Consider the following 17,665-nt stretch of genomic DNA (forward strand, 5'->3'; position numbering starts at 1 on the left):
GGACGATTCGGTCCCCTTACTACTCTCTCAATTCTCCACTCCTTCGTCTCCTCTGCCCCCCTTGCTTTACCTCCGTGCAATCCTCCGCGTCTCAGTGCCTCGGTGGCGAATCCGCTGATTACATCACCGCGAAGTAGCTCTCGACGGCGCGGTCGAAATACTCCCCCTTCATCTCCAGGGGGATCCGCATGTACTGGCAGAAGTTGCGGACTTGCATCAGCAAGTCGCGCGGCTGGCAACAGCGATAAGGTCGCTTGATCGGCCGATAGTGCGCGTCGATCAGGTAGTCGAGCGCCGCGGCGTCGAACTCGAAGCCCAGCTTCGGCGCCATGTCCTGGAACAGCAGGCGGAATTCCTCTTCGGTCGGATCGCACACATCGATCTTGTAAGGAATGCGGCGCAAGAACGCGTCGTCCACCAGATCGCGCGGCTGCAGGTTGGTCGAGAAGATGATCAACTGATCGAACGGCACCTGAATCTTCTTGCCGTTCGGCATGTTCAGATAGTCGTATCGCTTTTCCAGCGGCACGATCCAGCGGTTCAGCAACTCGTCGACCGGCATTCGTTGCCGGCCAAAGTCGTCGATCACCAGGGTGCCGCAATTGCTCTTCATCTGCAGCGGCGCTTCGCTGATGCCGGTCGAGGTGTTGAACGTCACTTCCAGCATCTGCATGGTCAGCTCGCCGCCAGCGATGATCGTGGGGCGGCGAATGCGAATCCAGCGCCGATCGATGTGCTGGTTGTCGACCAGTCCCGTGGGCGTGGTGTTGGGCGCCGCCTCGTGGTTGCTGGGGTCAAACAGGCGCATGATCTCGCCGTCGACGATCACCGAACGGGGAATCCAGATAAAATCGCCAAACGCCCGGGTCACGCGCTCGGCGATGCTGCTTTTGCCGTTGCCCGGCGCGCCGAATAGGAACATGCCGCGCCCCGAGTTCACGGCCGGACCGATGCGGCGGTAGATCGCTTCGCTCAGTTGTAAGTCGTGAAAGGCTCGCTTCAGGTCTTCCTGGGTCGGTTTTTGCCGCACCAGCGACTGGGCCGTGACGCTGGCAATGTAATCGCGCAACGACACCGGCGCCGCGCCGAAATAGGTACAATGTTCCGACAGCCGGCGTGCCCGCTCGCGTCCCAAGTCAGTGAGTTGGTAAACGTAGTCGCCGGCCGGCGCGCTGCCGCGATGAACCACCAACTGGTCGGTCTTCATCTGTCGCAACAGTTCGTCGATCAGCAAGAACGGCAACTTGGCCTGATCCGAAGCCTCGCGTCCCGAGGCCGCCCCACAGGACAGCAGGAACTTCATCACCAGCCCTTCGACGAAGCCCTCTTGCAGTTGGGATTCACGAAATGTCTGGGGCTCGATTGGAATAAACTCGACGCCCGAGCCGTCGGCGCCGGCCGGACCACCGTCCTTGTCATTGGGCCCGCGGTGAATCTGGCTTCGTACTCGGTCCAGCAACTCGTCGAGCGAGGCGTCCTTGGCGGCGGCCTGGGCCGGCGGCAAAACCTTTTCGCTCATCCCCGGCAGCGTGCTACCCGGGCTGCGCAGCAGGCTGCGCGTCAGGTCCGAATCGCCGCTGCGAAACGGCATGCCGGGAGAGGAATACGACTGCGACATGAGCACCCTGCCTTCGACGAAACCGGACCCGAAATGATTGGCCCCACCGATTGCTGCGTGGACGGCCGTCCGTGCCACGCTTGTCGCGTCGACAGTTCCGGCAACCACCATGCAAAAAATACGTTACGTCTTACCCGGGTCAAATCAGCCCGGCGGAAAGTGCCGGTTATGGCGGCTGTTCCGGTTATTTCCGATGCGATACAATCGGCTTTTTAACTCACTCGCACCCGGTGCGTCGGCTGCCGTTCGGCACGTGCCGCAGCGTCGGGCTTCTGCCATTTAATACTGAAACCACTGAAGGCCTGAGAATCTGAAGGATTGTGAACATGACTGACGCCAAGAAACCGTATGATCCGTTCGGCGCGCGCGGCACCTTTGACGCGGGCTCGGGCCCGGTCGGCATCTATCGCCTGTCCAAGTTGGAGCAGGCCGGCCTGTGTAAGGTGCAGTCGCTGCCCTACTCGATTCGCATCATGCTCGAAGCCGTGTTGCGGACCTGCGACGGCTATGAAGTGACTGAGGATGACGTGGGGGCCTTGGCCGGCTGGAAGTCGGGGCCGCTGCCCGACGTCGAAGTGCCACTGAAGCCGGCGCGCGTGGTGCTACAGGACTTTACCGGCGTGCCGTGCGTGGTCGATCTGGCGGCGATGCGCGCCGCGATGAAGCGTCTGGGGGGCGATCCCAAGAGGATTAACCCGTTGATCCCAGTCGACCTGGTCATTGACCACTCGGTGCAAGTCGACTCGTTCGGCACCGATCAGGCCTTGCAACAAAACGTCGACTTGGAATACAGCCGGAATATGGAGCGCTACGAGTTCCTGCGCTGGGGCCAGAAGGCGTTTCAGAACTTCCGCGTGGTGCCGCCGAGCGTTGGCATTGTGCATCAGGTGAACCTCGAATATCTGGCCAAGGGTGTCTTCGTCCGCCAGGACGCGGCCGGCCCGGTGGCGCTGCCTGACTCGCTTGTCGGCACCGACAGCCACACCACCATGATCAACGGCCTGGGTGTGCTGGGCTGGGGCGTCGGCGGCATCGAAGCCGAAGCCGTCATGCTCGGCCAGCCGCTGTTCATGCTCATGCCCGAAGTCGTCGGCTTCGAGCTGACTGGCAAGCTGCCCCAAACGGCGACGGCGACCGATCTGGTGCTGACCGTGACGCAGAGCCTGCGCAAGGAAGGCGTGGTCAATAAGTTCGTCGAATTCTTCGGCCCCGGCGTCAGCGGCATGGGACTGGCCGATCGGGCGACCATCAGCAATATGGCCCCCGAATACGGGGCCACGATGGGCTTCTTTCCGGTCGACGCCGAGACGCTGGCCTACATGCGTCGCACGGGGCGCACCGCCGCCGAGGTGCAACTGGTCGAGCGGTACTGCAAGGAGCAGCAACTGTTCCGCACTGACGACGCGCCAACTCCCTCGTTCACCAAGGTGCTCAAGCTCGACCTGGGAACGGTTGAGCCGAGCCTGGCCGGGCCAAAGCGCCCGCAGGATCGCGTACCGCTCAAGAGCATGAAGCAGTCGTTCAACGACGCCTTGCGAGCCCCCGTGGCTCAGCGCGGGTTCGCGCTCGACGATACGGCACTGCGCCGCACCGGCACCGTGGCCAACAACGGTCACTCGGCTCAGATCGGTCACGGCGCGGTCGTCATCGCCGCCATCACCAGTTGCACCAACACCAGCAACCCCAGCGTCATGCTCGGCGCGGGCTTACTGGCCAAGAAGGCCGCCGACCGTGGCCTGAAGGTCAAGCCGTATGTGAAGACGAGTCTCGCGCCAGGCTCGCGCGTGGTGAGCGATTACCTCGACGCCGCTGGGCTGACCAAGGCGCTCGACGCGCTGGGGTTCCAGACGGTCGGCTATGGCTGCACCACGTGCATTGGCAACAGCGGCCCCCTGCCCGACCCGGTGGCCAAGGCGGTGACCGATGGCGACCTGGTCGTTTCGGCGGTGCTCAGCGGCAATCGCAACTTTGAAGGGCGCGTCAACCCGCTGGTCAAAGCCAACTATCTGGCCAGCCCGCCGCTGGTCGTGGCCTATGCGCTGGCCGGCACGACGGACATCGACTTGGCCAACGAACCGCTCGGCACCGACAAGGCCGGCAAGCCAGTCTACTTGAAAGAGATTTGGCCCACGCCTGAGGAAGTGGCCAAGGCGGTTGAGGAGATGGTCCGTCCCGAGATGTTCCAAAATCGCTACAACAACGTCTTCGAGTCGAACGAGCGCTGGAACAAGCTGCCCGTCACCGGTGGCGACTTGTACCAGTGGGACGAGGCGAGCACCTATATTCACGAGCCGCCGTTCATCACGGACGTCAGCCCCGGCGAGCGGAAGATCAAGCCGATCGCCGGCGCGCGTTGCTTGGCGCTGTTTGGCGATTCGATCACGACCGACCACATCAGCCCGGCGGGCTCGATTTCGGCCAAAAGTCCGGCGGGCACGTATCTGCAATCGCGGGGCGTGACGCCGGTCGATTTCAACAGCTACGGCGCGCGCCGCGGCGATGATCGAGTGATGACCCGCGGCACGTTCGCCAACATTCGCATTCGCAACCAGGTCGCGCCAGGGACCGAAGGGGGCGTCACTCGCCACCTGCCCGACGGCCAGCAGATGTCGATTTACGACGCCGCGATGAAGTACCAGCAAGAGGGGACGCCGCTGGTAGTGCTGGCCGGCGCCGAGTACGGCACCGGCAGCAGCCGCGACTGGGCCGCCAAGGGAACGCAGCTCTTGGGTGTGAAGGCGGTGATCGCGCAATCGTTCGAGCGGATCCACCGCAGCAACCTGGTCGGCATGGGCGTGTTGCCGCTGGAGTTCTTGCCCGGAGAGAGCGCGTATACCATTGGTCTCAATGGCGAAGAGGTTTACAACATCTTTTTTGACGACTCGCTTAAACCGAAACAAAGAATTCGCGTCTACGCGCAAAAACATGTCGTTCCAGGCGCTGGCGAAGTTGGCAAAGATTTTGAAGTCATCTGTCGAATTGATTCACAGGTTGAACTTGACTACTACCGCAACGGAGGCATCCTGCCAACCGTGTTGTTGAAGTTGTTCCAATCGTAAGCGGTGGCATTCGTCATTCCTCTGTGTCTCTCTGTAGTGAATAAAAAAGCCCAAGGGATGAATCATCCCTTGGGCTTGTCTTTAATGTGTGTGCCGAATAACGCTCACTACGACCGCGCGGCTTCGTGCTGGACCATTTCCAGGTTGTCGTGATAGTGGGCAATCGCTTCGCTGGGGGTCAGGTTAAACAGCGAGCGTCCTTCGGTGTGCCAACGCCCGTTGACCAGCCCGAACACAGCCGTGGCCGCCCGCAAGTTGCCGACCGCTTCGACTCCTTCCATCGTGCCACCTTCGATCGCTTCGAAGCCGATGGTCACCGACACGAACGCGCACAGTTGACCCGTCGAGCGTTGCCGAGCGTAGGTCACGTCGTCTTCAAAATCGATTTCGGTCCAGCGCAGTCCGCGGGGCTTGCCGCTGTTGCTCGACAGCTCGAAGAACTTGGCTTCCAGGCGTTCGCGCTGTCGATGGAACTCGCGCCGCGCGGTTTCAAACTCGGCTTGTTGACGGGCCTGGCGCGAGGGGCGCTTGACCACCGAGAACATCCGCCGCAGGGCGGCGCGCAACTGCTCGACTGATCGAGACCACCATCGCATGGTAGCAAGACTCCCCAGGCCGAACCGCAAGACAGGCCGGCATTCGAGGGACAAGGAAAAATGAGCGGCGAAGCAAGTCTGTTTATTCTACTGCCACGCGCAAATTGCAATCAAGCAAATTGCCTGCTGGCGGCGCCAAACACCGCAGACGCGGAAACACCCAGGCCGTGCAATGCAGAGACTTTGCCCAGAGCGGGAAAGTGGTCGGCGGCTGGGAAAAGCCAGCGGTTTCGGGTGTTCCGGGCCGGCTAGCAAACAAGCGAAACCGCGGTGCAAAACCTGTTCAGGCAGCCCGCTTGGTGGCGACCTGTTCTTCAAACAGGTTGATCGTCCGGACCATATTCCCTTCGGCGTCGTACACCTGGACGAAGCCTAACTCGGCAAACCACATGGCCATCAGGCCGGCGGCCTTGAACGACCGGCCGCGATATTTGCCGTCGCGGACCAGAATGGTCTCGGAAATAGCGCTAGCGGCCAACGCCTGTTCGCACAGTTCGCTGAGCGCCCGCCGAACGACATTTCGCACTTCTTCCGTGTGCGGAGCAACCTTCATGGGCTCGCATCCTTGTGCGCTCTGATCGACGGCTCTTACCGGAAAACAACCTGGCTCTGCATCCGTGCCGCAGACCGCCTGAGCCGAACGGCTATCGAGCGCCTAATCAGCATCGGCGGCCGCACGGTCGGCGCTTTGCTCGCGACTGTGCTAGCAGGTTCAGCTTCGCCAGTCGTTAAAGTCCCCTGAAAACTCCGGCGAACCAAATTAGTTGACAAACGTATAGTAGTGGATAGAATGCCAGGAAGAACCCATTGAGTGGCAGAATTTGCCAGATCGAAAAAGCTTACCGGGTCGGAAGGAGGAACTCATGGTCATCGCCGTCGCCGATCATCGCTTCGCCGAACGCATGGGGCCGGCCGATCGACCGGCCCTGCTGGGCGAGTTGTTGACGAACCTGGCAAGCTTCTATGCCCTGGGCGACGCGGGCGGTTCAGGGCAAGTATCAGTCGAACCACTGGGGCTTGGGGAGCGAACGCTGCCGCTTGGCTCGTCTCGCGTCGAGTTTGCTGCCGGGCTGTTGGTGCCCGGCCAACTCACGCCCTTTCCGAGCTAGAACGCTAATTGATTCAACTTAGCGTTAGCGCATTTACCAAGCCGGTGGCTCGGCCACCGCTCTTGGCGGCAGAGCCGCCGGCTTGGGGCTGCAACCAAGCGAACTCGTGAGAATTGCTCGATCGGTTCGCACTCGATCAAGAGCGCACTCGACATCGCCCGTGCGCGGCCAGACATCGGCGCATAAAAAAACCTCGCAGGTGGGGCAGGAACCTGCGAGGCATAACCCCCGCAGGTGGGGCAGGAACCTGCGAGGGCAAGAACGAGTTTTTATTTTCAAGATCGGCCAGCGCCTACATCAAGCTGGCGATCAAATCGAACACTCCAAGTTTCGCCGTGTATCCCTGTCTCGACAATACGTACTCCGGGGTACTCGAATCGGATTTAATGTTGATTGCTATTGCGCACGTCTCAACGGCCCACGCGCTTGAACATGACTACCTGCTGGACATGACTGGCTGTTAAGTCTACCGGCACGTCAAACCACGCAGCACTTTTTTGCTCTGACGCGCGGATTATAGTCACCCGATTTCGCGACGCGCCACAAGTTAACGGTTTTTTCAGACCAGCCGCCAATCGCGTACCACCATTATCGGCTGACAGGGTGCGCCGATTTGACTGGACGAACAATCTATGAAGAAATGCTTAGTTCACGAGCGCCGCAGGTCTGACAGATTGACGCGGAAGGATGTCGGGAGGCCATCGCATCGAAGTATCATCTAGCCACGGAAACGGGCTGATTCTTCGGCGTTTCTACAAATGTCGACAGGGTGGCGCGAGTTCGCCAGTGTCTCATTCAGCTACAACTTATTGACAGCGGTTGGTTACAGTCAGACCTGCTGGCGACGGCCAGCGCGGCGCGTGATTAAGGCCCGCTGGCTGACAGCAGGCCGGCGATTGTTAGGGGGCCTCGTAATGTTTGTTCTTATGAACCTAGTGGGCGAGTCGTCATCATGAAGCAGCACGGCCCGTGGCGGATTGTCGACTCGCGCGAAGTGTATCGCGATCCGTGGATCGATGTCCGCTGCGATCACGTCATTCGCCCCGATCGGCAACCCGGCACCCATTGCGTCGTGGCGCTCAAGGCCGGCGTTTCGGTGTTGGCGCTCGACGACCAGCGGCACGTCCACCTCACCGAAGAGTTTCACTACGCCGTGGGGCGCGTCGGCTGGGAGGCCGTCAGCGGCGGTATCGAAGCGGGCGAATCCCCCGAGCAATGCGCTGCGCGCGAGCTGCGCGAAGAACTGGGCCTCGACGCGCGACGTTTAACCGTCTGGGGCGTGGTCGATCCATTCACGACCGTCGTCACGTCGCCGACCGCGCTGTTCTTGGCCGAAGACTTGCACGCGGTCGCCAAAACGCCCGACCCGACCGAGGTGATTCACACGATCCGCCTGCCACTGGCCGAAGCGGTCGAAGCGGCGCTGACCGGGCGCATCACCCACGCGCCGACGTGCGTGTTGCTGCTGCGCGCGGCGCTGCATTTCAAGCTGCGCTAGAGCGTAAGGGTCGGCGCCTCGCGGGCATCACCCGCCGCGCTGCGGGCCAAACTCATGCACCGCGTCGATCAGCGCCCGGGCGTGATCGAACGACGTCTGCTGCAGCACGCCGTGCCCCAAGTTGAAAATATGCCCCGGTCGCCCGGCCGCCTGGCGCAGCACCTCGCGGGCGCGGCGACGAATCTCAGGGATCTCGGCCAGCAGCGCCGCCGGTTCGAGGTTCCCTTGCACCGCGCGATCGTAGCCCACCGTCTTCCAGGCCTCGTCCAGCCGCACGCGCCAATCGATGCCGATCACCGTACCGCCGGCTTCGCGCATCACGGGCAACAGCGACGGGTTACCGGTGCCGAAGTGGATCGACGGCGCATTTTTCGGCAGCGAGTCGAGCACCGTCTTCGTATGCGGCAGCACGAAGTTCCGGTAATCGTCCGGGTCCAAGCAGCCGACCCAGCTATCGAAGATTTGCACGCATTGCGCGCCGGCTTCAAGTTGCGCGTTCAAGTAGCGACCAATGCTGCGGGCCAGACGTCCCATCAGCTCGTGCCACGCCGCCGGCTCGCGATACATGAGTGTCTTGGTCGCGGTGTAGCTCCGGCTGCCGCTCCCTTCGATCACATAGCTGGCCAGGGTGAACGGCGCGCCGGCAAAGCCGATCACCGGAATGTCGGCTCGCAAGCCGGCGCGCGTGAGTCGCACCGTCTCGAACACGAATTCGAGTTGATCCAGGTCTTCGAGTTCGTGGAACCGCTCGATGTCGTCGGCCGACCGAATGGGGTTGTGAATCACCGGTCCTTCGCCGTGGGCGAATTCGAGGTCGATCCCCATCGGCTCGAGCATCGGCAGCAAGTCGGAAAAGATGATCGCCGCATCGACGTCCAGCAACTCAACCGCCGTCAACATCACGTCGGCGCACAGGTGCGGGTTCTTGCACAGTTCCAGAAAGCTCACCTGCTCGCGAACCGCGCGATACTCGGCCATGTACCGACCGGCTTGGCGCATCAGCCAGACCGGCTGGCGATCGACCGGCTCCAATCGGCAGGCTTTCATGAATGGGCTGTCGTGCCAGGCCGGCTTGCCGCCATGCTCGGTCTTGCCACTCGGCTTGCTCGCGACCGTGACACGAGTCGGCCCGCGCTTGGCCGCCACCAGCGCCGGCCCGCGCTCGGCGACGGCAATGACCAGTTGTCCCATCTTGCCGTGTTCGGGTTCCAGATCGACGGGCAGCTCGCACTCGCGCAACATATCGCTGGTGGTCGGCCCGATCGAGGCCACGACCACGCGCTGCAATGCTTCATGCACCGGCTCGGCCAGTCCCAATTGCTCGGCCATCCGCAGCACGTTGGCCACCTGATGGGCTGACGTGAACATGGCCACGTCGACTTGCCCGGCTACGAGTGCCCGCAGGTTCGCTTCGAGCGGGGCCGTGTCGACCGGCAGCTCCCAGTGATAGACCTTGATCGAGCGAACCCGGGCGCCGCGCGCTTCGAGCCCCGCAATCAAGCTGACGTTCGGCAGTCCGTATTCCTGGACCACGACGTTCAACTCGGCCACCGGCACGTCCCGGTCGATGGTCTTGAGCAACTCGCGCCAGGTATTCGGTTCGGGCACGCGGACGGTTGGCTCGATGCCAAACTCGCGCATCACCGACAGAGGTTTCGGTCCGCGGACCACGGTGGTCACATCGGACAATGCTTCAAGAAAGCGTTGCCGATCGACGCGGCGTTCGACCTGCGCGACCAGGTGACGCAGGCCGACCCCGGTGAGCAGGACGACCACGTCGACCTGGCCGGCCATCAGCCGGTGGGCGAACTCGACCGCGTCGGGGTTGTCGTCGAGCGGCACTTCGCGCATCGACGGACTGACCAGCGGCAAGCCTCCGTGACGTTCGATCAGCCGTTCCATCTCGGCCGAGCGGCGGCTTTCGAACGAGGCGATCCGCAATCGTGCTGTAGCTTCCTGACTCATGACCCAAGCGATTCCATCGTTGCCCGGCGGCAGCCCTGGCCGCGTAATGTGCCGTAGTTTTTGACCGCGTTATGCTACCGCAGGTTGCGCGCGGCCAAAAGAGGAGCCGCCCAGCATTGGCGACGCCCGCCCCTGCCCCGCCGAAATGCCGGGGGTGTGCCTTGCTGGCGAACGCCCGAGGGGGCATGATGAAGTGTCTGGCACGACCAGCATCCCGCCGACGTAACGCCCCCCCTTCCCAGCAGCACGCGAATCTTGCGCATGAACGACCAACTGTACGACGAATTGCAGTCCACGCTCGACCAGGGGGGCGCCGATCGGCTGCTCGCCATGCTGGCCGCTCGGCTCCGCACCGAGGGGCGGTATCACGAATTGTTCGATTTGCGCTTGCTCGAGGCCCGCCGCCGCGAGGGGTTGCCGCTGGTGGCCTCGCGTAGTCTGGACGATCTGGAAGAGCCGCTGCGGTCGAAGATGGAAAACGCCTATCTGACGGCCTGCCGCGAGATCGGCGGTTTGCTGTTGGCCGAAGGGCGCGTTCGCGACGCCTGGCTCTACTTGCGGCCAGTCGGCGACAAGTCCGGCATCCGCGCCGCGCTCGAAGGAATGTCCGACGAGGATCAATACGAGGAAATCATCGAGTTGGCCATCTACGAGGGGATCGCCCCGCGGCTTGGCTTCGAGCAAGTCCTCAAGCACTATGGGCTGTGTAACGCGATCACGATGTTCGAAGGGCAACTGGCCGAACGCTCGCGAACCGATCGTGCCGAAGTCGCGCGACTGCTGGTCAAGCACTTGCACGAAGAATTGACCGCGTCGCTCGTAGCCGACATCGAACGCCAGCAAGGCACGCGCCCCAAGCCGGCCAGCATTGCCGAACTGGTGAAAGATCGGGACTGGTTGTTCGTCAACGAAAACTACCACGTCGACACGACTCACCTGGCCGCGATCGTGCGATTTGCCATGATGGTTGACGATCGCCAGACGCTTGAGCTCGCGCTCGATCTATGCAGCTATGGGCGTCACCTGAGCCCGACGTTCCAGTTTCCCGGCGAAGAACCGTTCGTCGACTTGTACCCGACGGCGGCCATGTACTTTGGCGCACTGTTGGGGCGAGATGTCGATACGGCGGTCGCCTGGTTCAAGCAGCGCGCCGACGATCGCCCGGTCGATCAGTACGGCAACGCGCCGGCCGAAGTCTATATCAGCTTGCTCGCTCGCCTGGGTCGTCAAGAAGAGGCTCTGCGCGAGGCGGCCCGGTTGTTGCCGGCCGGCTCGCGCGGCGGGCAATTTGGTCCGAACCTGTTCGAGTTGGCCGAGCAAGGGCAGAACTACGCCACGCTGGCCGAAATCAGCCGGCAGCGCGACGACCTGATGGGCTTTGTGGTCGGCCTGGTCGGCGGCACGCAGCAAGCCGCGCCGGCCCCCGCGGCGCAGGGCTAACCGACTATGAGCCGCGCGCAGGGTGTCGAGTTCAACTGGCAGGAAATCGTCGACACGTCGACGCCGGCGCTGCATGAAGTGGTGACCCACGCGGCTGGTCCGGCGGGGCGCATTCCGATCAGCGCCGACATGCTGCTCAACTGGCCGAGTGGCGATCTATTCGGCCTGACCCAGAACGCCGGCATGGGGTGGCCGCCTCAGGAAATGCTCGGCCCGCAGTTCTTGATTCTATCGACGCACGGCGGGCTGCGCGCCGATGATGGCACGCCGATCGCGCTTGGTTATCACACCGGGCATTGGGAAGTTGGTCTGCTGGTCAAGGCCGCGGCGGGTGTCTTGAAGCGAGCAGGTGGTGTGCCGTTTGCCGCCGCCGTGTCCGACCCTTGCGACGGTCGCAGCCAGGGCACGACCGGCATGTTCGATAGTCTGCCCTATCGCAACGATGCCGCCACGGTCTTTGGCCGGCTGATTCGCTCGCTGCCGACGCGGCGCGGCGTGCTGGGCGTGGCGACTTGCGACAAGGGGCTGCCAGCCATGATGATGGCCCTGGCCCGCGCGCACGACCTGCCGGTGGTGCTCGTTCCCGGTGGTGTGACGTTGCCGCCATCGACGGGGGAAGACGCCGGCAAGGTTCAGTCACTCGGCGCGCGCTACGCCCAAGGGGAAGTCACGCTCGAAGATGCTCAGGAGTATTCGTGCCACGCCTGCGCCAGCCCTGGCGGCGGGTGTCAGTTTCTGGGAACCGCGGCCACCAGCCAGGTAGTAGCCGAAGCATTGGGATTGACGGTGCCGCACGCGGCGCTAGCCCCGAGTGGACAGCCGATTTGGCTCGACATGGCCGAGCGGAGCGCTCGGGCCCTGTGGATGCAAACGCGCCGTGGCATCAAGTCGAGCGATCTGGTGACCGAAGCCTCGGTCCACAATGCCATGGTCGTCCACGCCGCGTTCGGCGGCTCGACGAATCTGTTGCTGCACATTCCGGCGGTGGCCTACATGGCCGGCGTGCGCCGTCCGATGGTCGACGATTGGACGGATGTTAACCGTCGCGTGCCGCGACTGGTCGATGCGCTGCCCAATGGGCCGGTCGGGCATCCCACGGTCCAGGTCTTCATGGCCGGCGGCGTGCCCGAGGTGATGCTCCAGCTGCGCGAGCTAGGGCTGTTGCAGCTCGACTGCCTGACGGCCAGCGGCGAGTCGCTGGGCCGGGTGCTCGAATGGTGGGAGAAGTCGTCGCGAAGGGCCGAGCTGCGCGCTCGCCTGAAAGCGGTTGATGGGATCGACCCCGACAACGTGATCATGTCCCCTGCCCGCGCCGCCGAGCGCGGGTTGACCAGTACGGTTTGCTTCCCGCGCGGGAACTTGGCGCCGGAAGGCTCGGTCATCAAGAGCACGGCCATCGACCCGGCCGTCGTTGATGCCGACGGTGTGTACCGCAAAACCGGTCCGGCCCGGGTGTTCATTCGCGAGCGCGACGCCGTGGCGGCGATCAAGGGTCAAAGTGATCGGCCCGTGCGACCGGGGGACGTGGTGGTACTCTGTTGTCGTGGGCCACTCGGTTCGGGCATGGAAGAGACGTACCAGATCACGTCGGCCCTGAAGTACCTCTCGTGGGGGCGCGACGTCGCCGTGTTGACCGACGCCCGATTTTCCGGCGTGAGCACCGGTGCGTGCATCGGTCACGTCAGTCCCGAGGCTTTGGCCGGTGGACCGATTGGCCGCCTGCGCGACGGGGACCAGATTCAAATCGTGGTCGACCGGCGCACGCTGGTGGGCAGCGTCGATCTGGTCGGTGACGGCACAAAGACCTTTGGCACCGAAGAAGGAACTCGCGAGTTGGCCCGGCGTACGCCGCGACCCGACTTGCAGCCCGATGCCGACTTGCCACCGGAAACTCGCCTGTGGGCGGCTCTGCAAGCCGCTAGCGGCGGGCCGTGGCAAGGCTGCGTGTATGACGTCGAGCAGATTGTCGCCGCACTCGAACGGGCACGCCAATCAAATAAGTGACGAGAGCCGCTGACGTAAGTCGACGGAAAAACATGCCGCAGTGATCGCGTTACTTCGCCGGCGCGCTCTTGGCCGCGTCGAGATTGGCGTTGACGACTTGCCACGGCCATTTGCCGCGCCAGATCGACAGCGAACGCCCGGCGTGCGACAGGTACGTGAAGTACTCTTCGGTCTTTTCCGGCGTCAACTCGTCAATCGTCTTGACCATCCATTGCCCGGCCGCGGCTAACACGCCACGCGGCGGGTGCAGCGACTCGGGGGCCATCGCCCACCATTCCAGGGCGTGGCCCGTGGCCAGGATCCGATCGGCCACCGTGTCGCCGCTGGTGCGGCCGGCATCGGTGGTCTTCTTGCGCACGGTCGGCCAGTTGCCGTCCCAGTACCCTTCCGTGCTTTGCGAGGCAACAAGCAGTTGCGTGATGCGGAACAGGTAATCGTGAACTTCGCCGCGGACCTGCTCGCTGAACAGCGGCGTCTGCTCATCATGAATTCGCAGCATGCAGGTCAGCGTGTACAAGCGATGGTTCGCGAAGCAGACGCCCTGCGGCATTTCTTGCCGCATGATCCGACGAGCCAGCATGTCGAAGGTGATCTCCTGCCCTTCGCTGGTCACGTAATGCGCGCCCGGCGCGAAGAACAGCGTGAATGCCAAGGCCGACCATTCGTATTCGAGTTGATTCAGGCTGAAGTCGCGCAGCGTCTGTTCGAGCATGGCGCGATAGGTCGTTTGGCGCAGTGGCGTGACCAGGGGGAAGTCGAGCGGCGTGCCGACCTCGGCCAGACCGGTCAGGGTGTGATCGACGTGGCTCGACGTTTGGTGCCCTTCCTGGGTACGGACGCGGACGCCGCGCTCGAAATCAATCAGCAGGGCCGGAACCTGGTCGCCGTACAGGGCCTTGAACTTTCGCGTGTCGGTCAACACGTCGCGCAGTTCTTCGCCCGAGAACAGCGACTTGTCCGTAAACTTCGCGGGGATGCCCCAGAATCGCAATGCGTGGTCGATGTGATTGAGCTTGGTCTTGGGCCCCAGGTTGTGCGGGCCGAGCTTGCGAAGCACGCGTTCCAACTGCTCGTCGGTCACCACCACCGAATAATCATGCGGCGGCGCGACCAGCCGCGGCTCGGACAGCAGCTTGGGAAGCGCGTGCCAGGCGCTCAGCTTCAGAGCGCTATACGAGGCCCAGGTCACGCCGGCGCCCAGCACCAGAACTTGCAACGCGACAAAGCCCGCCCAGCGGCCGGTTTGATTCAGGTTTGGATTCATGGGAGTCATCAGCGGTTACTCGGTTAATGGTCGTTGATCGGCGGCGCGACTATTGGCCCAGGCCGGCTTGCTGGCTCGGCACAGGCGCGGTCGGCTCGGGAGGATTGCGCGGGTTGCGGGTAAAGACAATGGCCTGATCGTCTTCGTAGCGCGGAGTCCACTCGGGACTGCGGCGCATGATGCGGATCATCACTGGTTGGACCTTTTTGTCGATCACTGCGGTTTCGATGTTGTAACGATCGAACACCCCTTCCCAGCCGGCCTCGACCATGCTCACGCGCTGGTGGTCGGCCCAGACCTGGCGAGGAAGAACGTGCAGATTGGTCGTGGCAAACACGCGCAGATTGGCAGGCCCGTCCCAGACGAGCCAGTCGCCCCACCACTGCGGGTTGTAAATCTGACCTTTGGGCGGGTGTTGGCGCAGGTACTCGGTGACGCGCCACGGAGTCATGTCGCTGTAGAGCGAGTCCTTGCCGCGCGGCGTGCCCCCCATCAGCGGCCGGCTCAGGCCCGAGAAGACAAACGTCACCCAGACCAACATCACGGCCACCATCAAATAGCGCCACGACCGGCCGGCCGGCAGCTTGCCCGCGTCGAACTCGGCGGGGCTGACCTCGGGTTCGAGCTTGCGCGGGAACCAGCGATCGGCTAGATCGGTCAGATGGGGCGTGAGGATCCAAGCCAGGGCCGGCGCGAGCCAGCCCAGAAAGCGATGATGCGAGAGGGCTTGCCAGGTGAACAGCGCCAACAGCAACCCGTCATAAACGTGAAATGACCGCTTGCTCAACCGCAGGACGAACACCAGCACCACGGCGCCAACGGCAAACTCGTATCCGCCGGTGCCGCGCCACGACAGCGGCTGCCACTCGCTAATCGCCTGGACGACCGGATTTTTGTCGAACGCGGCGACTTCCAGCCACAGGTTCATGCCATAAGGATTGACCAGCGACGCGGCCGCCACCACTTCGGCGAACAGGATCCATTGCTGCGTCGGCCGGTCGGCGAAAGCGGCCTTGAACGACCAGTTCCGCCAAGCCACCTCGATAAACTTGCCGGCGGCGATCAGGCCGACGAACAACACGCCGCAAACAAACGTGCCGTGCAGCCCGGACCAGACAGTCATCAGCAGCGGCGTCGCAATCCACAGCAGTCGGCTGGGCCCGCGCAGGGTGAGCTGTCCGCCACAATCATGTGCCTGGCGCGCCAGCATCCACAGCAACACCGCCAGGCAGAGCAACGAGAAAACTTCCGGACGCAGCGTTGTTAGTCGGCTCCAACCGACCGTCAGGGTCAGCAGCGCGCCAAACATGGCGACCGACAGCCGGCCCGACAGCAGGAAGAACGAACGCGTCAGCAAGATATAAGTCAGCAGCACCGTGACGGCGAACAGCGCGCACAAGCCTTCGGGGCCGGCAAGCTGTTCCAACTTGGCCAGCAACACTTGCGAGACCCACCAAGAGTCGACATAGCGCATGCCTTCGGCCAGCGGCTGCACGGGATCCTGAGTGGGAAGCGTGCCATGTTCAACGATCCAACGGCCGATGCTGACATGGCCCCACAGGTCGGTATTGCGCAGCGGCAAATGGTTAACGCCCAGGAACAGCGCACAGAACGCCGCCGTCGCCACCAGATGGCGCAGTCGCAACGCACAGCTCACGCTGAGCACCGGGCGCAATACCGGCTCGGCCGGCGCGGTCAAGGAATCGTCCAATACCTGAGGATCGGTCGCCATGGCAGAGTGCTCGTGTCGATCGTGACGTAGAGATAGGTCAGGGCGCGCGACGCACAGAATTCCAGCGCCAGCCGCGCGCAATTTCCACTGGGGAACTGTGGGTCGAAAAAGCAGGTCTGTCCAACGTGACTCGTTTCGGGCATTGCGGAGGAATCAGGGCCTGACTGGCCTGAGCGGCTCAACCGTTACCACCGGCAGAACCGGCCCCTGACAGCCGAGGACACCCCAGCGATTTCGGGCTGACCCAAAGCGACTTTGCGTAACGGCGAGCTAATATGGATAGTCTGCGTAGAATAAGTCGAACGATAGCCACACGGTAGGTAACTGTGAACACCGAAACATTAATCCTTACTGTGATTGTCGTTGCGTTTACCGCTGTGGCGGCCGTGACGGACTTTCGCACCAAGCGATTGCCCAACTGGCTGACAGTTCCGTGTTTTGCCACCGGACTGGTCTTTCACACCGCATTGGGCGCCTATCACGGCGGCCTTGGCGGCGCGTGGCAGGCGTTGCTCTGGTCGCTGGGCGGCTTTGCGGTTGGGTTTGGGATTTTGCTCGGGCTGTGGCTGATCGGCGGTGGTGGCGCTGGCGACGTCAAGTTGATGGGCGCCCTCGGCGCGTGGCTCGGTTGGAAGGGAACCATGTACGTGTTCGTCATCAGCACCTGCCTGGTGATGGTGTTCGCCATGCTCAGCCTGGCGTCGCAAATGATCGGGCGCGGGATGGGCTTTGTGCGGCGTCGTTACCTGACGCCGATCGACGGCAGTGCCAAAACAAGTGATGAAGCGCGCGTGGCGATGAAGACTCGCCGCCGCCTGTTGCCGTACGGCGTGCCGGTGGCGCTGGCCACTTGGGCCGTACTGGCCGCGCAGTTGGTGATCTTTGCTCACGTGACGAAATAGCGGATGAGCGAGATGGGATTGATGAAAAACCAAGACGTGAAGGTTGAGAAGCTGCGAGCCAATCGTCGCCGGCGCCGTTTGGGCGCGGTGGTGACGATGGAGTTGCTGCTGGTGTTGCCGATCGTGTTGGCGCTGTTGTTGGGGCTGGTCGAGTTCAGCATGTTGTGGATCGCCCGGCAACACGTCCAGGAGTCGGCGCGCTCGGCCTGTCGAGTGGCGACCTTTTGTGGAAACAATCCCGCGGCGGTCACCGAGGCGGCCCAGTTGGCGTTGCGCAAGCAGTCGCTGGTGCAGAATGCCCAAGTGCTGATTCGCGGCGGACAGTTTAGCGGCGATCTGGTGGCGGTTCGCGTGGCGGTGCCCATGCGAGCGGCGGCACCCGATCTGTTGAGCATGTTTGGCCTGGGCTTTGGCCAGGCCGAGATCGCCGCCGAAGCGGTGATGCGAAAAGAGTGAGCGTACGCGGCGAACAACTAAC

13 protein-coding genes are annotated in these 17,665 nt (G+C 63.0%); 7 read left to right on the forward strand and 6 right to left on the reverse strand.

The window, feature by feature from the left end; all coding sequences use genetic code 11:
- Window positions 1-118: 118 nt before the first annotated feature.
- A complete protein-coding gene (locus tag JSS27_16150) occupies window positions 119-1,618 on the reverse strand; it encodes an AAA family ATPase (GenBank protein ID MBS0210476.1) in 1,500 nt (499 codons plus the stop codon).
- A 326-nt stretch (window positions 1,619-1,944) separates the two neighbouring features.
- Between JSS27_16150 and acnA the strand changes: the two genes are divergently transcribed.
- Window positions 1,945-4,677 (forward strand): aconitate hydratase AcnA, encoded by a 2,733-nt coding sequence (gene acnA / locus JSS27_16155; protein ID MBS0210477.1) that lies wholly within the window; start codon window positions 1,945-1,947, stop codon window positions 4,675-4,677.
- Between the two features lie 107 nt (window positions 4,678-4,784).
- Here the strand turns inward: acnA and JSS27_16160 are convergent, their stop codons facing one another.
- Complete coding sequence (locus tag JSS27_16160) at window positions 4,785-5,273, reverse strand: hypothetical protein (protein MBS0210478.1); 489 nt, start codon at window positions 5,271-5,273, stop codon at window positions 4,785-4,787.
- Between the two features lie 283 nt (window positions 5,274-5,556).
- Entirely contained in the window at window positions 5,557-5,826 is a 270-nt protein-coding gene (locus JSS27_16165) for a hypothetical protein (protein ID MBS0210479.1), read from the reverse strand.
- 310 nt (window positions 5,827-6,136) lie between these two features.
- Here JSS27_16165 and JSS27_16170 point away from each other — a divergent pair, with 310 nt between their 5' ends.
- Together JSS27_16170 and JSS27_16175 are read left to right on the forward strand one after the other, a co-directional pair.
- Window positions 6,137-6,382 carry a hypothetical protein gene (locus JSS27_16170; GenBank protein MBS0210480.1) on the forward strand — a complete coding sequence of 82 codons (246 nt, stop codon included), beginning with the start codon at window positions 6,137-6,139 and terminating at the stop codon, window positions 6,380-6,382.
- Between the two features lie 952 nt (window positions 6,383-7,334).
- The gene (locus JSS27_16175) at window positions 7,335-7,880 is read left to right on the forward strand and encodes an NUDIX hydrolase (GenBank protein ID MBS0210481.1); all 546 of its coding nucleotides are present in this window, start codon (window positions 7,335-7,337) and stop codon (window positions 7,878-7,880) included.
- Between the two features lie 27 nt (window positions 7,881-7,907).
- Here JSS27_16175 and hemE read toward each other — a convergent pair whose 3' ends face one another.
- Window positions 7,908-9,845 (reverse strand): uroporphyrinogen decarboxylase, encoded by a 1,938-nt coding sequence (gene hemE / locus JSS27_16180; protein MBS0210482.1) that lies wholly within the window; start codon window positions 9,843-9,845, stop codon window positions 7,908-7,910.
- A 261-nt stretch (window positions 9,846-10,106) separates the two neighbouring features.
- On the opposite strand from hemE, the gene JSS27_16185 reads away from it, so the two are divergent.
- Both JSS27_16185 and JSS27_16190 read left to right on the forward strand, forming a co-directional pair.
- On the forward strand, window positions 10,107-11,285 hold the full coding sequence (locus JSS27_16185; protein ID MBS0210483.1) for a hypothetical protein: 1,179 nt from the start codon (window positions 10,107-10,109) through the stop codon (window positions 11,283-11,285).
- A 6-nt stretch (window positions 11,286-11,291) separates the two neighbouring features.
- Window positions 11,292-13,289: a YjhG/YagF family D-xylonate dehydratase gene (locus tag JSS27_16190; protein MBS0210484.1), complete on the forward strand. Its 1,998-nt coding sequence runs from the start codon at window positions 11,292-11,294 to the stop codon at window positions 13,287-13,289.
- A gap of 49 nt (window positions 13,290-13,338) precedes the next feature.
- Here the strand turns inward: JSS27_16190 and JSS27_16195 are convergent, their stop codons facing one another.
- Together JSS27_16195 and JSS27_16200 are read right to left on the reverse strand one after the other, a co-directional pair.
- The gene (locus tag JSS27_16195) at window positions 13,339-14,562 is read right to left on the reverse strand and encodes a hypothetical protein (GenBank protein ID MBS0210485.1); all 1,224 of its coding nucleotides are present in this window, start codon (window positions 14,560-14,562) and stop codon (window positions 13,339-13,341) included.
- A gap of 40 nt (window positions 14,563-14,602) precedes the next feature.
- A complete protein-coding gene (locus JSS27_16200) occupies window positions 14,603-16,285 on the reverse strand; it encodes a hypothetical protein (GenBank protein ID MBS0210486.1) in 1,683 nt (560 codons plus the stop codon).
- Between the two features lie 353 nt (window positions 16,286-16,638).
- Between JSS27_16200 and JSS27_16205 the strand changes: the two genes are divergently transcribed.
- Together JSS27_16205 and JSS27_16210 are read left to right on the forward strand one after the other, a co-directional pair.
- Window positions 16,639-17,187, forward strand: coding sequence for a prepilin peptidase (locus JSS27_16205; GenBank protein ID MBS0210487.1), 549 nt, complete (start codon window positions 16,639-16,641; stop codon window positions 17,185-17,187).
- 21 nt (window positions 17,188-17,208) lie between these two features.
- On the forward strand, window positions 17,209-17,643 hold the full coding sequence (locus JSS27_16210; protein ID MBS0210488.1) for a pilus assembly protein: 435 nt from the start codon (window positions 17,209-17,211) through the stop codon (window positions 17,641-17,643).
- The last annotated feature ends 22 nt before the right edge of the window (window positions 17,644-17,665 follow it).

The sequence above is a fragment of the Planctomycetota bacterium genome (assembly GCA_018242585.1).
Lineage (GTDB): Bacteria > Planctomycetota > Planctomycetia > Pirellulales > PNKZ01 > JAFEBQ01.